Origin of the sequence: Williamsia limnetica (genome assembly GCF_003217475.1) — a bacterium.
Classification (GTDB): Bacteria; Actinomycetota; Actinomycetes; order Mycobacteriales; family Mycobacteriaceae; genus Williamsia; species Williamsia limnetica.
In genome coordinates this window covers 83,638-100,681 of record NZ_QJSP01000017.1, presented here as the reverse complement: position 1 = coordinate 100,681, position 17,044 = coordinate 83,638, and the positions used below count along the sequence as shown (strand labels likewise).

Genomic DNA, 17,044 nt, shown 5'->3' with positions numbered 1-17,044 from the left:
GGATCGAGCTCCGCTCCGTGTGGCTGCGCCCCTGCGTGGCAACCGGGTTCGCGGCGTCGCCGCAAATACGATGAGCGGTGATGATCCGTTTCCTACGTCGCCGGCCCGCCCGTCTGCTGGTGATCACCGCCACGCTGGTGCTCGGCACGTCGATGCTGGCGTGTTCGGCTGACGACAACGGCCCCGGCGCGGCTGCCGGTCGCTTCCTGTCCGCGTTCGCCGACAACGATCCGCAGCAGGCGGGTGCGTCGACGGACCGACCCGACGATGCCGCGTCCGCTGTGACCGCAACCTGGGATGGGTTGTCTGCCACAGACATGACGGCGAGAACCGCGGGGGTGAAGGTGACGGGGGACACCGCCACTGTTGCCGCCGACTACACGTGGACGCTTCCCGGGAACCGGACCTGGGAATACCGGTCGACGATCGCGATGTCGCGGACCGACTCGGGGTGGCAGGTCCGCTGGATCCCAGCTGCGATTCATCCCAAGCTCGGCGGCAACCAGACGATGGCCCTGCGCACGATTGACGCCCAACGCGCCGCGGTACGGGAGAACGACGGATCGAATGTGTTGGTGCCCGGAACCGTGCACGAGGTGCGGTTCGACGCCGCGCTCGCCGCCCAGTCGGGTGCGGTGGTCTCCACTGCCGGCGACCTCGCGCAGGCGCTCGGACGTTTCGACCCGTCATTGACCGCGCAGGCGATCGCCGAACAGGCGACCGGGCTGGGCGGTCAGTACACGGTGATCACGTTGTCGCAACGGGACTTCGACCTGGTCCGAGATCAGCTTGCCGGGTTGCCGGGCGTCAGTACGGTCGAACAGGCGGATCTGGTGGCGCCGGATCCAGAGTTCGCGCCGACGTTGCTGACCCAGGTCAAGAAGGAGGTCTCCGCGGATCTCGACGGTAAAGCCGGCTGGCGTGTGGTGTCTGTGAATCCGAACGGCTTGGACGCTGACGTGCTCGCGGAGACTCCGCCGGATCCGGCACCGTCGGTGCAGATCTCGCTGTCGCGCCAGGTGCAGGACGCTGCACAGCGGGCCGTCGATCAGCGCAAGGACTTCCAGGTCGCGATGGTGGTGATCCAACCGTCCACCGGACGGATTCTGGCGGTCGCGCAGAACGAACTCGCGGACGCCGACGGGCAGATAGCCACGATCGGCCTCTACCCACCGGGCTCCACCTTCAAGATGGTCACCTCGATGGCTGCCATCAGTACGGGGCTGGCCCGCCCGTCCACGATGGTGGGTTGTCCGAGTGAGGTGACCATCGGCGAGCGCAGCGTGCCGAACTACAACGGCTTCGGACTGGGTACGGTGCCGCTACAGACGGCCTTCGCCCGCTCGTGCAACACCACTTTCGCGAAGCTGGCCAGCGAGATGGGCCCGTCGGACCTGACAAGGACGGCGGCGTCGTTGGGTATCGGACCGGAATACGATGTCGTGGGTTTGCCGACCGACAGCGGGTCTGTGCCCATCGCACCCGAACTCGTGCAGCGCACCGAAGACGGCTTCGGCCAAGGCAAAGTGCTGACCAGCCCCTTCGGGCTCGCCATGGTGGCGGCGACGGTGGCCAATGGCGCCACCCCGACGCCCCAGTTGATCGTCGGTCGTGAGACCACGATCGCCGGCCCGCATCCGGCGATGGATCCGGCTGTGCTCACACAGATGCGGCCGATGATGCGTGAGGTGATCTCCTCGGGAACCGCATTGCGGATGCAGGACCTCGGCGAGGTGTACGGCAAGACCGGTGAGGCCGAGGTCGAGGGCGGGTCGCATGCGTGGTTTGCCGGCTATCGCGGTGATCTGGCCTTCGCGACCCTGGTGGTGCTCGGCGGCAGTTCCGACAACGCGGTCGCGGTCACCCACGAGATGCTGGTCGCACTGCCCGAGTGAGCCCCGCGAACGTGTAGATCACCGCGTTCTCGAATTTTTCCGGCCGGACGAGGGAACCAACAGCCGAACGTTTCCGTCAGATCACTACTCGGGTCGGCGGGGCGCTGGAGGGGGGTACCCCGCCGTCCCGGGTGTTCGATCCGGGAGCACGACGAACTGTCCGGTGTCAGGATGGGTCCACGTCAGCACTGGATGGTCGTAGATCTGCGACAGCAATTCGGCGTTCATCACCTTCTTGGTCGGCCCGGACGCGACAATTCGACCGGCCTTCATGACGAGTACCCGGTCGGCATAGGCAGCGGCGAGCGACAGGTCGTGTACGACGATCAGGATGGCCGCGCCCGTCCGCCTCCGATCGGCGAGGATCGTCAACAATCGTTCCTGATGGTGGATGTCGAGCGCTGCGGTCGGTTCGTCGAGCATGAGGACGGGGGCCTGCTGGGCGAGGGCCCGCGCGAGTGAGACGCGGGCCTGCTGCCCGCCGGACAGCTGACTGAACGGACGATCGCGCACGCTCTGAAGGTCGCACTGGGTCAACGCCTGTTCGACGAGTTCGGCCGACCGGGCCGCCTCCGCGGTCCGCGTCCACGGGAATCTGCCCATCTCAACCACTTCGTGCACCAAGAACGGTGTGTCCGCGCGATTGAGTTGGGTCACCAGGGCACGCAGGCGCGCCAATTCGATCGGGGCGATATCGGAGAGATTCACGCCCGCGAAGCGGACAGCGCCCCGGGAGACCCGGCGCACACCGGCGAGGCCGGACAGCAAGGTCGACTTGCCGCATCCGTTCGGCCCCACGAGTGCCACGATCTCGCCGCCGTCGACCTCGAGGTCGACACCCGTGACGATGTCGCGCCCTCCGATGGCCACATGTACACCTGCCGCGGACAGCGCGGGCCCGGTCGCCGTCACCAGCCCGCCCCGCTGTGCCTACTGCGGCGCAGGAGCAGGAAGAACACCGGGCCGCCGATCAGCGAGGTGAGCATCCCCAACGGCAGATCGGCGTTGTCCATCAGGGTCCTGGCGCCGAGGTCGGCGGCACAGACCACGATCGCACCGCCGATCACGCTGGCAGGCAACAGGATCACGTGTTTGGGTCCCACGATCAGGCGCATCAGGTGCGGTACCACCAGTCCGACGAACATGACGATGCCGGTGAACGCCACCGCCGCCGCGGTGAGCACGGCAACCAGCAGGATGACGATCCGACGGACGCTCTCGACCTTCACCCCGAGGGCGGCGGCCTGGATCTCACCGAGCGACAACAGATCAAGACGGCGCACCAGCAGCATGCTCACCCCGATGGCGCCTGCGGCCAGGGGAAGGACCACCCACACCGGCTTCCAGCCGACGCCTTGGAGCGACCCCAACTGCCAGAAGACGATTTGCTCGCGATCGCTGGTGTCGGCGAGAAAGGTCAGGAACGCGATGATGCCGGAAGCGAAGGCGTTGACCGCGATGCCGATGAGTATCAACATGATCGGCGACGACGACCCGTCGCGCATCGACAGGGTGTAGACCAGCGCGACGGTGACCAGCGCACTGATGAACGCGGCACCGGCCAGGCCCCAGACGCTCGCCCAGATGCCGCCGGACACGATCGCGATACAGGCGCCCACCGCTGCACCGGCAGACACCCCGATGACGCCGGGCTCCGCCAGGGGATTGGCCAGCACGCCCTGGAGCAGGCAGCCCGCGCAGGCGAGGGTGGCCCCGACGATCAGTCCCATGACGATTCGCGGAAACCGGACCGTCCACAGCGTTTCCTCGCCGTTGGGGGAACTCGGCATCGGCCCGATGTCCAGCCCCAGATGGTGCATCACGGATCCGAAGACCTCCGCGGGAGGGATGTAGACCTGGCCCACCGCCGCGGACCAGCCGACGAGCACCACCAGCAGCGCGAGCATGGCGACGATGATCATGACGTTGCGCGGCAGCGGCCGGCGATCGCCGGCCGTACTCTTGCGGACCGCTTCGCGCACGGAACTCACACGTAGATCGCTTCGGACAACGCGGTCAGGACCCGTCCGGTGTCGGGCCCGAAGGTCAGGATCTCCGCTTGGTCCATCTGCACGACGCGGTTGTTGCGGCCGGCGTCGGTCTGGGCGAGCCCGGGCAGCTTCAGGACCTGCTCGAGACCACCGACGGAATCGGCGCCCTGGGTCATCACGAGTATGACGTCCGGGTTGGCGTTGATCATCGCCTCGGTGTTCACCGTGGTGAACGCGGAGGTGAGGCCGGCAGCGGTGCCCGCATCGACACCGCCGAGCGCGGCGATCAATTCGTCGGCCCCGGAACCCGGGCCGGCGAGCAACTGCAGCCGGGGGCCACGCAGGTAGAGGAACGCCATCGTGGCACCGCGGGACTCGGCCGGGACCTGATTCTCCGCCGCGGTGATCTGTTCGGTGGTTCGCGCGGCCAGGGCTTGACCCTGCCTCGGTACACCGAGCGCTCCGGCGACGGTCTCGATGAGCGGACCGGTGCCCGAGATGGTGCGGTCTTTCGTGAAGACGACCACCGTCAGACCCGCTGCTCGCAGCTGGTCGACGGTGCCCGGCGGATTCGTGGCCTCGTCGATCAGGACGACACTGGGATCGGCGGCGAGGACGGCCTCGATGTTGACCGAGTGACCGTTGTCGGTGATCACCGGGAGATTCTCGGCCTCCGGGATCACCGTCGACCGGTCTCTGGCCACCACGTTGTCACCGAGGCCCAGTGAATACACGATGTTGGCCAGGGTGCTCGATCGGTCGATCGCGATGATCCGCCCGATGTCGGTGACGGTGACATCGCCGCCGATGGACTTCGCGGTGGCGGGAAGCGTCGGAACGGGGTCCTGGGCGACCGGGACGACGGCGGGGCCGGAAAGCCGTGCGGTCTGCGGTCCCGTCCGCAGGGTGTCGTCTGCCACCGGCGCGCTCGTCGCGGTGTCCGTGATCGGCGCCGTCGAGCATCCCGCGGTGACGAGTGCGAACGCGATGAGCAGCGCGGCGGTGATCCGGGTCCGCCCGCGAACGGGCAACCTGGTGTCGGTCATTCATCACTCCATCTCGCCGGCTTGTGAGTGTCACCTTACTTGCCGCCCGCCGCAGGGCTGCCCGAGTGGGGTGAGGCAGGCGGGCGGGGTCCCGGGAGAAGCAGATAGGCTGGGGACATGCCTGTTCGTGCCCCACTCGCCCCCGGCGAGATCTCGCCGACCCTGCCGGTGCCGGCCACCATCGAACGACCCGAGTACGTGTGGAAGTCGACCGTCGCCGAAGGGCACGAGCCTTGGGTGCAGACCCCCGAGACGATCGAGAAGATGCGGCTGGCGAGCAAGATCGCGGCCAATGCGCTCGCCGAGGCCGGCAGGGCGGTGGCGCCGGGGGTGACCACCGATCACCTCGATCGGGTGGCGCACGACTACATGATCGATCACGGGGCGTACCCGTCGACCCTGGGCTACAAGGGATTTCCGAAGTCGTGCTGCACCTCCCTCAACGAGGTGATCTGCCACGGGATCCCGGATTCGACGGTGATCGAGGACGGCGACATCGTCAACATCGACGTCACGGCTTACATCGACGGTGTCCATGGAGACACCAACGCGACATTCCTCGCGGGCGACGTGGCACCGGAGGTGATCGATCTCGTAGAACGCACGCGGGAGGCGACGAACCGCGCCATCAAGGCCGTTCGCCCGGGTCGCGAACTCAACGTGATCGGCCGCGTCATCGAGTCGTATGCACATCGCTTCGGATACAACGTCGTCCGTGACTTCACCGGCCACGGCATCGGCGAGACCTTCCACAACGGGCTGGTCATCCTGCATTACGATCAGCCGAACATCGACACCCTGATCGAACCCGGCATGGTGTTCACCATCGAACCGATGATCAATCTCGGTGCCCTCGAATACGAGATCTGGGATGACGGCTGGACGGTCGCGACCGCCGACCGCAAATGGACCGCCCAGTTCGAGCACACCCTCGTCGTCACCGACACCGGAGCCGAGATCCTCACCCTGCCGGACGCCTGACTTGCATCCCCAGCCACGGGGCGCTCTGCTGGTTGCGGGCACGAGTTCAGATGCGGGGAAAAGTCTGATCGTCGCGGGACTGTGCCGCGCGCTGCACCGCGCCGGCGTGTCGGTCGCCCCTTTCAAGGCGCAGAACATGTCGAACAACTCCGTCGTGACGCTCGACGGCGGCGAGATCGGGCGGGCGCAGGCCATGCAGGCCGTCGCGTGTGGACTGGCACCGTCAGTGCGGTTCAACCCGGTGCTGCTCAAGCCCGGCAGTGATCGCCGATCGCAGGTGATCGTGCGGGGGCAGGTCGACGGCACGGTCGGCGCGGCCGACTATCACACCCGCAGGGTGGCGCTCGCGGGCGTGGTGTCTGACGAATTGGCTTCTCTCCGGAGTGATTTCGATGTCGTGATCTGCGAAGGTGCCGGTTCACCGGCAGAGATCAATCTGCGGCGCAGCGACATCGCGAACATGGGTCTGGCCGAACTCGGCGACCTCCCGGTGATCGTGGTGGGGGACATCGACCGCGGCGGGGTGCTCGCGCACCTTCTCGGGACCCTGGCGTGCTTGGGGCCGTCGGACCAGGCCAGGGTCGCCGGATTCGTGATCAACAAATTCCGGGGCGATCGATCGATCCTCGAACCCGGTCTGCAGCAGTTGCTGGACCTGACGGGTCGTCGCACGATCGGCGTCGTGCCGTACGCCGACGGGTTGTGGCTCGACGCAGAGGACTCACTGGCCAGCGTCGTGGGCATGCCGGTGGGTCGGGCAACGCCTGCGGTCGGTTCAGCCCGTTTGTCTGTCGCCGCGGTCCGGTTGCCGAGGATCTCCAACTCGACCGACGTCGAGGCGCTCGCATGCGAACCCGGTGTGGACGTGCGATGGGTGGACGATCCGTCGAGCGTCGCGGCGGCTGATCTCGTCGTGTTACCGGGAAGCAAGGCGACGGTGTCCGATCTGGGCTGGCTACGTGGCCGCGGCATCGATGAGGCCCTCACCGAACGCGCCAGGCGCAACCGACCGATCCTGGGCATCTGCGGCGGCTACCAGATGCTCGGGACCAGCATCGTCGACGACATCGAAGCGCGTGCGGGGACGGTACCCGGCCTGGGCATCCTTGCGTTGCACGTGCAGTTCGCCGCCACCAAGGTGCTGCGCCGGTCACGCGGCCTCGCAGCGGGAAATCCCGTGAGCGGCTACGAGATCCATCACGGGCGCGTGGTGGCCGGTGATGCCGGGCCACTTCTGTACGACGACGAACTCGGACCCGAGGGCAGTGTCGCGGGCGCCGTCTCCGGGACGCATTGGCATGGGCTTCTGACAAACGACGATTTCCGCCGAGATTATCTGCGCGAGGTCGCCCGGTGGGTGGGCAGTGCTGGCTTCGAGGTCGGCCACGTCTCGTTCGAACAGGCCCGGATTGCCCAGCTCGATCTCATCGCCGACCTCGTCGAAACCGAGCTCGACATGGAGTTCGTCGCCGATGTCATCAGCTCCGGCGTGCCCCCCGGGTTGCCGCTGATCACCACGACGCTGAGTTGACCCGCAGGCCACCCGTCGACACGTAGGCTGGCCGGGTGAGCATCGAACATCGCACCATCGCCGTCGGTGACCTTGAATTCGACGTCCGGATCGGGGGGCCGGACACCGGGCCGACCGTGCTCCTGCTGCACGGATTCCCCAATACCGGAGCTTGTTTCGACACCGTGATCGGACGACTGCACGACTCGGGACTGCGTACGATCGTCCCGGATCAGCGCGGGTATTCACCGGGTGCTCGACCCGGGGAGGTCGAGGCATACGAGCTGCGACACCTCGCGGCAGACGCGGTCGGCATCCTCGACGCACTCGGTGTCGGATACACGATGGTCGTCGGACACGATTTCGGATCGCTTGTCGCCTGGCATCTGGCGGGCCACTACCCGCACCGCGTCACCGGATTGGTGGCGGCCAGTGTCGGACATCCCTCATCGATTGCAGCATCGCTGGCGGGGAGTGATCAGCGTGATCGGTCGTCCTACATCCTCGATTTCGTGAAGCCAGATGCCGAGGACACGCTCCTCGCCGGCGACGCAAAGATCTTGCGGGAGCTTGTCCCGGACGACAGTGTGCTGCCGCTCACCGAGCGGCCGGCCCTGTCCGCCGCACTGAACTGGTACCGCGCGAACTTCACCGGTGACATCAAGGCCAAGCTCGCCTGCCCGCCGATCGAGGCGCCGACCACGGTGCTGTGGGGCGATGGCGATCATGCGTTGGGCCGTGAACAGGCCGAAGGCAGCAGTCGATTCGTATACTCCGACTACCGATTCGCAGCGCTGGAGGGTGTTGATCACTGGATCCCGCAGAACGCCCCTGCGGCTCTGGCGAGCGAGATCGCGCTACGGTCGGCGGTCTGGTGACCCGCTGAAGAAGCCCCTAGATCTCGAGGCCGAGTAGGGCGTTCTCCAGTACCTCTGGCATACCCGGGTGGATCCAGTATTGACCGCGGGCCATCGTGGCGGCGTCGAGCCCGAAGGACATCGCCTGGATCACCGGCTGGATGATCGAGGGTGCCTGCGGGCCGATGATGTGGGCGCCCAACAGGCGGCCGGTGCCCTTCTCCGCGATGATCTTGCACAGACCGGTCGTGTCCTCCATCGCCCAGCCGTAGGCGACGTCGCCGTAGTTCTGCACCTTGACGGTGATGTCGAGGCCGGCGTCGCGCGCCTCGGTCTCGGTCATCCCGACCGAAGCGATCTGCGGGTGCGTGAACACCGCCGCGGGCACGAAACGGAGATCGAACGGCTGCAGATCGGCACCATCGAAGTCCCGCAACAGGTTTGCCTGGACGACCCGCCCCTCGTGATTGGCCACATGTTTGAGTTGGTACGGCGAGCTGACGTCGCCCAGTGTCCATACGCCATGGGCGGCGGTGCGGCCGTAGGCGTCCCGCTCGATGCGGCCGTCTTCGTCCACGCCGAGACCGATCGACTCGAGACCGATCTTGTCGGAGTTGGGTACCCGACCGACTGCGACCAGCAGCGCGTCCCCCTCCAGCACGGTGTCGTCGGCACACGTGATCCGGATCGCACTGCCGACCGATTCGACAGCAACGATCGCTGACTCGAAGTGCACATCCCATGCGGCCGTGGCGATGTCGGTGAACCGTGCCGAGATGTCCGGGTCCTGGGTGCGGAGCAGGGCGTCGCTGCGAGCGATGATCGATACCTTCGACCCCAGTGCCCCGAAGACATGTGCGAACTCCGCGGCGATGTAGCCGCTACCGACGATGATCAGTCGCTCCGGCAGCTCCGGCAACCGCATGATGTCTTCGTTCGTGTGGTAGGTCACCCCACTGTCGGCGATGATGTCGGGGATGACCGGCCGCGAGCCGGATGCAATGACGACCCGCGACGCCAGCACCACATCGCCGTCACCGGTTCGCAGCCGGTAGCGGCCGTCCGGGTCGACCCCGTCGAAGACGACGTGGCTGCTGTAGACGGTGATGTTGTCGCAGTCCTCGATCCGGTAGCGCCTGCCGCCGGCGGAGATCGGATCGATACGGCCGAAGACGCGATTGACGATTCCCGGCCAATCGACCTTGTCGACGGTGCCGGTGACGCCCAGTCGCTCGCCTTCGCGAATGGTCTCGGCGACCTCGGCGGCATAGACGAACATCTTGGTCGGGATGCAACCCACGTTGAGGCAGGTACCGCCGTAGATGCTCTCTTCGAAGATCGCGATTTGCTGATCTGCGAACCGTTCGTCGGGGATCGAGTTCCCCGTACCCGAGCCGATGATCGCCAGGTCAACCGATGTGGACTCACTCATGCAAGGCTCCTCGTATCCGATCGTTGTTGCTCAGCAACCAATTGTCGAGCTCGGTGTATGCGGTGTCCCTGGCCTCCAGCCTGGACAAGAAGACGTCATGTCGCGCGCCCGGGACGGGAACCACACTGACCCGATTTCCCAGGCACCCGGACCACCGGGCGATCTGGCGGGTGTCCAGCACTCCGTCGGCGCTGTCGATGTGTGGACCCGGGCCATCCGAGCCGGGGCCGGACAGGGTCGTCGCGTCCGAATGCAGCACCAGAGACGGCACCCCGATGTCGAGGCCGCGGTGCAGGCTCGCGTGCCCGCGGCGGACCCCACTCAAGAATCCGAACGTGACCGGATATCCGTGCAGGGGTTTGTAATCGAGGTCGTACTCCCACTCGCCGTGCACGCTGTTGTGCAGGCTCTCGCCATAGGCTCCCGCGATCTTGCGAGGGATGGTGGACAGGGGACGCACCCGCGCAACCGCGTTCACCACCGTGGTTCCCGCACCGCGCAGGATCGGGGCTCCCTGCAGGTCGAACCAAGGGGAGTTGAGTACCAGTCCGGTGGGCGAGGGTGTGCCGACCGCCGGATCGCGATGTGTGCGATCGGGCCCACGACGGAGTCGACCGAGCCCACGACGGAGTCGATCGAGCCACAGTGCTGTGATCAGGCCGCCGGTCGAGTGCGCGGCGATCAACAGGGGCCGGTTGCCGCTGGCGGCGTTGATCTCCTGCGCGGCGAGGGTCAGTTCCACGTCGTACATCGCCAGATCGGTGATGTGATGTGGCGTCTGGCCTGGGCGCTGCGAGCGACCACACTTGCGTAGGTCCAGTGCATAGAAGGCAAAGCCGCGTTGGGCGAAGAACTCCGCGAGAGGCCGCTGGAAGAAGTAGTCGGTGAACCCGTGGACATAGAGAACGGCAGCAGTGACAGCGGACTGCTGCTCGTGCCGGACGAGGGTCGCCGAGACCTGGCCCTCGCCGTCGGGGTCGGCACCGAGGTCGATCGTCAGTGCCGAGAAGTCTGGGCCGAGGATGTCGGGCTGCCAGCGGGATGAGGCCACGATTTCCCACTGTAGGCCCAAGCGGTGGAACCGGCGATGGCGTTGGGTTCTTCTCGACCGCATTACAGTCTTGCGGCGCCGATAAGGAACAATGAATGTCATCTGAAGGTTCGCCGAAAGAGGAAGTTGAGCTGGAGTGTCTGAGTCTGCAACCCCGCGCGACGGCGGAGTCACCACAACCGACATCGTGCTGGTAGGCGCCGGAATCATGAGCGCCACCCTGGGCGCGCTTCTGCATCGTCTACAGCCCGACTGGTCGATCACCGTCTTCGAGCGTCTCGATGCCGCCGCCGCAGAGAGCAGCGATCCGTGGAACAACGCCGGAACCGGCCACTCGGCGTTGTGTGAGTTGAACTACACCCCGCAGACCGCCGACGGCGATGTCGACATCACCAAAGCGATCACGATCAACGAGCAATTCCAGGTGTCGCGTCAGTTCTGGGCGAACTCGGTTGAGTCGGGTGTGCTGCGCACGCCGAGCGAGTTCATCAACCCCATCCCGCACGTCAGCTTCGTGCACGGGGAGTCCAACGTCGACTACCTGCGCAAGCGCTACGACAACCTGGCGGGCGAAACCCTGTTCAAGGGGATGGAGTACATCACCGATCCCGACGAGTTCACCAAGCGGCTCCCGCTGATGTCCGCGGGCCGGGACTTCTCCGATCCGGTGGCCCTGAACTGGTTCGACGGCGGTACCGACGTCGACTTCGGTGCCCTCACCCAGCAGTTGATCGGCTACCTCGGGCATTCCGGTGCGACGGTCAATTTCGGTCATGCTGTCACCAACATCACAAAAGAGTCCGACGGCAGCTGGCGGATCAAGGTCAAGAACCTCCGTACCAAGGAAAAGTCCACTGTCAAAGCCGGTTTCGTCTTCGTCGGCGCCGGTGGCGGGGCCCTGCAGCTACTGCAGAAATCAGGCATCAAAGAAGCGAAGGGTTTCGGCGGCTTCCCGGTCAGCGGTGCATTCTTCCGCTGCACCGATCCTGCTCTCATCGCCGAACACTCCGCGAAGGTGTACGGCAAGGCCGCGGTGGGCGCCCCGCCGATGTCGGTGCCGCACTTGGACACCCGCGTGATCGGTGGCACACCCGGACTGCTGTTCGGGCCGTACGCCGGCTGGTCGCCGAAATTCCTCAAAGAGGGCAAGAACACCGATCTCCTCGCGTCGGTCAAGCCCGGCAACGTCCTGCCGATGTTGTCGATCGCGCCGAAAGAGTTCGGTCTCCTCAAGTATCTGATCAGCGAGCTGGCGGCAGGTCCGGCCGATCGGGTCGAAACGCTCACGGAGTTCGTGCCGCGAGCCGACGGCAAGGACTGGGAGATGATAGTCGCCGGTCAACGAGTTCAGGTGATCCGCAAGAAGGGCCGCGGCGGCGCACTGGAGTTCGGTACCGCTGTCGTGGCGGCCGAGGACGGCAGCATCGCAGGCCTGCTCGGTGCCTCTCCCGGTGCCTCCACGGCAGTGCCCGCGATGCTCGACGTGCTCGAGCGTTGTTTCCCGAAGCACTTCACGGCCTGGAAGCCGGTGCTCGGCGAGATGATCCCGTCGCTCGGTTCGAAGTTGAACGACAATCCTGAACTGTTTGCGCAGGTGTGGGATTGGACATCCAAGGTGCTGCGCCTCGAGGACACCCCGGCTCCGGTGGCCGATGAGGGCAATTCTCATCTGGCGACGCCCACCGCCGTGTGATAGGCACTTGCATATGACCGCAACTGCAAGCCTGCACCGTCACTGGGCCCAGGACATCGACATGTCGACGCTGTACAAGATCTTGCAGCTGCGGGTCGAGGTGTTCGTCGTCGAGCAATCGTGCCCGTACTCCGAACTCGACGGACGTGACCTCGACCAGGACACGCGCCATCTGTGGCTCGAGGAAGACGGTGAGATCATCAGCACACTGCGTCTGCTCGAGGAGCACGACGGAGGCAAGTCGTACCGGATCGGCCGGCTGTGCACCGAGCGTTCACATCGCGGCCAGGGACACACCACCCGGTTGCTGCAGACCGCTCTGGCCGATGTCGGGTCGGACATCTGCCGCATCCATGCGCAGACGTATCTCGTCGAGATGTACGCCAAGCACGGATTCACCGTCGAGGGTGAGGAACATCTGCTCGACGGTGTCCCGCACGTACCCATGATTCGTGGTGGCGCACATCGCTGAGACGCCTTTTCCGTTCAGCGCGGTCGTCGGGCAGGAGCAGCTCAAGCTCGCCCTGATCCTCTCCGCGATCGCCCCCGAGATCGGTGGGGTCCTGGTCCGAGGGGAGAAGGGGACCGCCAAGACGACGGTCGTCCGCGCGCTCGGCCCGTTGTTACCGGGGCCTTCGGCGACGGTTGTGGAGTTGCCGATCGGTGCGACCGAGGACCGCGTCATCGGGTCCCTCGATCTGCAGAAGATCCTGTCCGAGGGCGAGAAGGCGTTCACACCGGGTCTGCTGGCAACTGCTGATGGTGGCGTTCTCTACATCGACGAGGTCAATCTGCTGGCCGATCATCTGGTCGACGTCTTACTCGACGCCGCCGCCACGGGGCGCGTCGTCATCGAACGCGACGGGGTGTCCCACACACAGGCAGCCCGATTCGTACTCGTCGGCACGATGAATCCAGAGGAAGGGGAGTTGCGACCGCAACTCCTCGACCGGTTCGGGTTGGCGGTGGACGTCGCCGCGCCCCGTGAAGTTGCCACCAGGGTGTCGGTGATCGAGCGCCGGCTGGCGTACGAGTACGACCCGGCCGGGTTCGCGGCCGGGTTCGCGGATCAGGACGCGGCAATTGCCTCGGCGATCGGGCGAGCACGAGCGGGTCTGGACTCCGTCGAGTTGCCGCCCGCCCAGCTGCGCAGAATCGCCGCCGTGTGTTTGGAACTCGAGGTCGACGGTCTGCGAGGTGACCTCGTTGTCGCCAGGACCGCCCGCGCGCATGCGGCGTGGCGGGGCGCGGATCGTGTCGAGGACATCGACGTGCGGCGCGCTGTGGAATTGGCGTTGCCCCACCGCCGCCGACGCGACCCGTTCGACGAGCCCGGTCTCACCGAACAAGAACTCGACGAGGCCATGGACAAGGCGGACGAACAAAGCGCTCCGGACGAGCCTCCGCGATCGGGCGAGCCAGAAGGATCTGATCCGGACTCGACGCCAGAACACGACCCGTCGAATGACCGGACCCCGGCAGAATCGTCTGGGCCGCAATCGGATACCCCGGCCGATCCAGAGCCTGATCCGGATCCCGACGGTCCCGGCGGCGGAGGCGTGGCGCCTCCTGGTCCGGGATTCGCGCCGACTGCGGCCAGCGCAGCGGTCAAGACACTGAAGGTGCGTGGCGTCGGCAACGGCGAACCCGGGCGACGGTCTGCGTCGCAGAGCATTCGCGGCCAGGCGGTTCGCGCCGTACGGGACGGCGGCAGCGGGATCCACCTCGTCGGAACGGTGTTCGCCGCTGCCGACAATCACGCCCGGCGTCAGAACGCGAGGCTGCAGGTGTTGCCCGAGGACATCCGCGGCGCCCTGCGTCGTGGCAAAGAGGGCAACCTCGTCGTGTTCGTACTCGACCTGTCCGGATCGATGACTGCTCGAAAGCGCCTCGACGCGGTGTCGGGTGCGGTGGTCTCGATGCTCCGGGATTCCTACCAACGGCGCGATCGCGTCGCCGTGGTGACGATGCGCGGAGCGGGCGCCGAGATCACGGTGCCGCCGACGCGTTCGGTCGACGCCGCGGTCCGCCGGCTGACCGGGCTCCGCACCGGTGGTCGGACCCCACTCGCCGAAGGACTGCTCACGTCCCGGGACGTCGTGCGGCGCAACAGCCACAAGGAGCCGAATCGGCGTCCGATCGTCGTGGTACTGACCGACGGACGAGCAACCGCAGGACCGGCGGCGCTCGCGCGCGCCGGCGCCGCGGCGGACCGTCTGCGGCGTGAAGGGACCTCGGCGATCGTCATTGATTGTGAACAGGGAATGGTCCGACTGGGCCTCGCTCGGGTCCTTGCGGGTCAACTCGGTGGAGAATGTGTGCAGATCGCAGACCTGACCGCCGGGGGAGTTGCCGGCGTGGTCCGGTCCGCCGCGTGAGGTGAAGATCACATCAGAAGGGAAACATTGTGCCGCAGGGTGTTCCATCGGTCATCCCCGATGACGGTCTGACCACCAGGGCAAGACGCAATCAGCCGGTGCTCGCAGTGCACACCGGCGACGGCAAGGGGAAGTCGACAGCTGCCTTCGGCATGGCCATGCGGGCCTGGAACGCGGGTCTGGACATCGGGGTCTTCCAATTCGTCAAGAGCGCGAAGTGGAAGGTCGGAGAAGAGTCGGCCCTCACCGCGCTCGGCCGACTGCACGAGGAGACCGGCCAGGGGGCACCCGTGCAGTGGCACAAGATGGGCGAGGGCTGGTCGTGGATCCGACACGCGGGCGGGGAGACCGAGCATGCGGAGCAGGCGGCGCAAGGCTGGGCCGAGATCCGCCGCCGGATCATCGATCAAACACATCAGTTCTATGTGCTCGACGAGTTCACCTACCCCCTGAACTGGGGCTGGATAGATGTTGACGACGTGGTCGAGGTGCTGCGCGCACGCGAGGGCAGACAACATGTCGTCATCACAGGCCGTCGAGCGCCGGCGGCACTGCTCGATGCGGCCGACCTGGTGACGGAGATGGTCAAGACCCGCCACCCGATGGACGCCGGTCGTAAGGGACAGCGAGGCATCGAGTGGTGAGCGGCGCGCCACCGGCAGTGGTCATCGCGGCGCCGTCTTCCGGCAGCGGCAAGACCACCGTCACCACCGGTCTGATCGGTGCGCTGGCGCGGTCCGGGCACCGGGTGGCGCCGTTCAAGGTCGGCCCCGACTACATAGATCCCGGATATCACGGACTCGCTGCCGGAAGGCCGGGTCGCAATCTCGACCCCGTACTCGTCGGCGAGGACCTGATCGGTCCGCTCTATCGTTCAGGCAGCGCAGGCTGCGACATCGCGGTGGTGGAAGGCGTGATGGGTCTGTTCGACGGCCGCATCACCGAAGAGCACATGCCGGCGGTCGCACCGGGTTCGACAGCCCAGGTGGCAGCACTGCTCGGCGCCCCGGTGATCTTGGTCGTCGACGCCGCCGGACACAGTCAGAGTCTGGCTGCGATCCTGCACGGTTTCGTCAGCTTCGACCCCGGTATCGACATCCGGGGAGTGATCCTCAACCGGGTCGGTTCACCGCGGCATGAGTTCGTCCTGCGGCAGGCGTGCGCACGGGCCGGGCTCGACGTGTTCGGAGCGGTGCCGCGGAACGCGAGTATGGCCGTCCCATCCCGGCACCTCGGGCTCATCCCCGCGGCCGAACGTGGTCCCGAAGCGCTCGCAGCCATCGACGCCATGACCGAGTTGATCGGCGGCTCTGTGGATCTGCCCGCCATCGTGGCGGCCGCGGACATCGGTGCAGGCCGAAGCGGTCCGGTATGGACACCGGCTCTGGAGGTCGGCGCCGACCACGACGAGTACAGCGGTCCGCCGCCCGTTGTGGCAGTCGCCGCCGGTGCGGCATTCACCTTCGGCTACGCCGAGCACACCGAGTTGCTCACCGCAGCGGGTGCCGAGGTGGTGCCATTCGACCCGCTCGGTGATCTGTTGCCCGCCGATTGTGGCGCCGTGGTGATCGGAGGAGGCTTTCCGGAAGAGCACGCCGCAGCGCTTGCCGCCAACCGTCGCCTGCTGACCCAGCTTCGCGCAGCCGCGGGCGCAGGGATACCCATACATGCAGAATGTGCCGGTCTGCTGTACCTCGCGCAGAGCCTCGACGACCATACGATGGCCGGAATCCTGCCGCTGCGAGCAACATTCGGGAAAACCCTGACCCTCGGTTACCGCGACGCCGTCGCTCTCACCGATTCGATCCTCTTCGACGCCGGTATGCGGATGCGAGGGCACGAGTTCCATCGGACAACCGTCACCGCCTTGGACGGGTCGACGCCGTCGGCGTGGGGCTGGCGCCGGGAAGGCATGGCGCAGACGGAGGGTTGGACAGCAGGACGCGTGCATGCGTCGTATCTGCACACCCATCCTGCCGCTCACCCCGAGGGTGTGGCCCGCTTCGTTCGGGCGGCCCGGAAAGTGGTCGACCGCGTTTCCTCCCGGTGAGGCGCGGGTGGCCATCATGGTGCGGGACAGGTTGGCGGACAGCCTGGTTGCGGTGGTGAATGTCACTCCTATGAGGGCACGGGTCGGGCTTCTGCGGGGGGACGCGCAATCGGTTCGCGGACCGGGCGAGAGTGCCATCGCGGTGAGCCGACGCCGCGTG

General features: G+C 66.5%; 14 protein-coding genes. 9 read left to right on the top strand and 5 right to left on the bottom strand.

What is annotated here, in order from left to right; all coding sequences use genetic code 11:
• The first annotated feature begins 80 nt into the window (after nt 1-80).
• A complete protein-coding gene (locus tag DFR67_RS24170; RefSeq protein ID WP_110472029.1) occupies nt 81-1,895 on the top strand; it encodes a penicillin-binding transpeptidase domain-containing protein in 1,815 nt (604 codons plus the stop codon).
• An 84-nt stretch (nt 1,896-1,979) separates the two neighbouring features.
• On the opposite strand, the gene DFR67_RS24165 is transcribed toward DFR67_RS24170, so the two are convergent.
• The 3 genes from DFR67_RS24165 to DFR67_RS24155 form a co-directional block, all read right to left on the bottom strand.
• The gene (locus tag DFR67_RS24165; RefSeq protein ID WP_110472028.1) at nt 1,980-2,810 is read right to left on the bottom strand and encodes a heme ABC transporter ATP-binding protein; all 831 of its coding nucleotides are present in this window, start codon (nt 2,808-2,810) and stop codon (nt 1,980-1,982) included.
• On the bottom strand, nt 2,804-3,817 hold the full coding sequence (locus tag DFR67_RS24160; RefSeq protein WP_110472066.1) for a FecCD family ABC transporter permease: 1,014 nt from the start codon (nt 3,815-3,817) through the stop codon (nt 2,804-2,806). Before DFR67_RS24160 ends, DFR67_RS24165 begins: the two co-directional genes overlap by 7 nt.
• Before the next feature lie 65 nt (nt 3,818-3,882).
• Nucleotides 3,883-4,932 (bottom strand): heme/hemin ABC transporter substrate-binding protein, encoded by a 1,050-nt coding sequence (locus tag DFR67_RS24155; protein WP_110472027.1) that lies wholly within the window; start codon nt 4,930-4,932, stop codon nt 3,883-3,885.
• A gap of 117 nt (nt 4,933-5,049) precedes the next feature.
• Here DFR67_RS24155 and map point away from each other — a divergent pair, with 117 nt between their 5' ends.
• Genes map through DFR67_RS24140 form a run of 3 tightly spaced genes read left to right on the top strand, consistent with a single transcriptional unit; the run spans nt 5,050 to nt 8,301 of the window.
• On the top strand, nt 5,050-5,913 hold the full coding sequence (map, locus tag DFR67_RS24150) for a type I methionyl aminopeptidase (protein WP_110472026.1): 864 nt from the start codon (nt 5,050-5,052) through the stop codon (nt 5,911-5,913).
• A 1-nt stretch (nt 5,914) separates the two neighbouring features.
• Nucleotides 5,915-7,444, top strand: coding sequence for a cobyric acid synthase (locus DFR67_RS24145; RefSeq protein WP_245938132.1), 1,530 nt, complete (start codon nt 5,915-5,917; stop codon nt 7,442-7,444).
• Between the two features lie 35 nt (nt 7,445-7,479).
• Entirely contained in the window at nt 7,480-8,301 is an 822-nt protein-coding gene (locus tag DFR67_RS24140) for an alpha/beta fold hydrolase (protein ID WP_245938131.1), read from the top strand.
• A 16-nt stretch (nt 8,302-8,317) separates the two neighbouring features.
• Here DFR67_RS24140 and mtr read toward each other — a convergent pair whose 3' ends face one another.
• Together mtr and DFR67_RS24130 are read right to left on the bottom strand one after the other, a co-directional pair.
• Entirely contained in the window at nt 8,318-9,712 is a 1,395-nt protein-coding gene (gene mtr / locus DFR67_RS24135; protein WP_110472024.1) for a mycothione reductase, read from the bottom strand.
• On the bottom strand, nt 9,705-10,763 hold the full coding sequence (locus tag DFR67_RS24130) for an alpha/beta hydrolase (protein WP_245938130.1): 1,059 nt from the start codon (nt 10,761-10,763) through the stop codon (nt 9,705-9,707). Before DFR67_RS24130 ends, mtr begins: the two co-directional genes overlap by 8 nt.
• Before the next feature lie 136 nt (nt 10,764-10,899).
• Between DFR67_RS24130 and mqo the strand changes: the two genes are divergently transcribed.
• Genes mqo through DFR67_RS24105 form a run of 5 tightly spaced genes read left to right on the top strand, consistent with a single transcriptional unit; the run spans nt 10,900 to nt 16,884 of the window.
• Nucleotides 10,900-12,456, top strand: coding sequence for a malate dehydrogenase (quinone) (mqo, locus tag DFR67_RS24125; RefSeq protein ID WP_281268368.1), 1,557 nt, complete (start codon nt 10,900-10,902; stop codon nt 12,454-12,456).
• A 13-nt stretch (nt 12,457-12,469) separates the two neighbouring features.
• Entirely contained in the window at nt 12,470-12,928 is a 459-nt protein-coding gene (locus DFR67_RS24120; protein ID WP_110472022.1) for a GNAT family N-acetyltransferase, read from the top strand.
• On the top strand, nt 12,912-14,834 hold the full coding sequence (locus DFR67_RS24115) for a VWA domain-containing protein (RefSeq protein ID WP_245938129.1): 1,923 nt from the start codon (nt 12,912-12,914) through the stop codon (nt 14,832-14,834). The genes DFR67_RS24120 and DFR67_RS24115 overlap by 17 nt, the downstream gene beginning before the upstream one ends.
• Nucleotides 14,835-14,863: 29 nt before the next feature.
• Nucleotides 14,864-15,478, top strand: a complete 615-nt coding sequence (cobO, locus tag DFR67_RS24110) for a cob(I)yrinic acid a,c-diamide adenosyltransferase (protein ID WP_110472020.1) — start codon at nt 14,864-14,866, stop codon at nt 15,476-15,478.
• The gene (locus DFR67_RS24105; RefSeq protein ID WP_425451330.1) at nt 15,475-16,884 is read left to right on the top strand and encodes a cobyrinic acid a,c-diamide synthase CobB; all 1,410 of its coding nucleotides are present in this window, start codon (nt 15,475-15,477) and stop codon (nt 16,882-16,884) included. The genes cobO and DFR67_RS24105 overlap by 4 nt, the downstream gene beginning before the upstream one ends.
• Nucleotides 16,885-17,044: the final 160 nt, after the last annotated feature.

Excerpts from the sequence above, each read along its gene's own strand:
- DFR67_RS24170 (WP_110472029.1), top strand. The coding sequence starts at position 81 with ATGATCCGTTTCCTACGTCGCCGGCCCGCCCGTCTGCTGGTGATCACC.
- DFR67_RS24160 (WP_110472066.1), bottom strand. The coding sequence starts at position 3,817 with ATGATCATCGTCGCCATGCTCGCGCTGCTGGTGGTGCTCGTCGGCTGG.
- DFR67_RS24155 (WP_110472027.1), bottom strand. The coding sequence starts at position 4,932 with ATGACCGACACCAGGTTGCCCGTTCGCGGGCGGACCCGGATCACCGCC.
- map (WP_110472026.1), top strand. The coding sequence starts at position 5,050 with ATGCCTGTTCGTGCCCCACTCGCCCCCGGCGAGATCTCGCCGACCCTG.
- mtr (WP_110472024.1), bottom strand. The coding sequence starts at position 9,712 with ATGAGTGAGTCCACATCGGTTGACCTGGCGATCATCGGCTCGGGTACG.
- DFR67_RS24120 (WP_110472022.1), top strand. The coding sequence starts at position 12,470 with ATGACCGCAACTGCAAGCCTGCACCGTCACTGGGCCCAGGACATCGAC.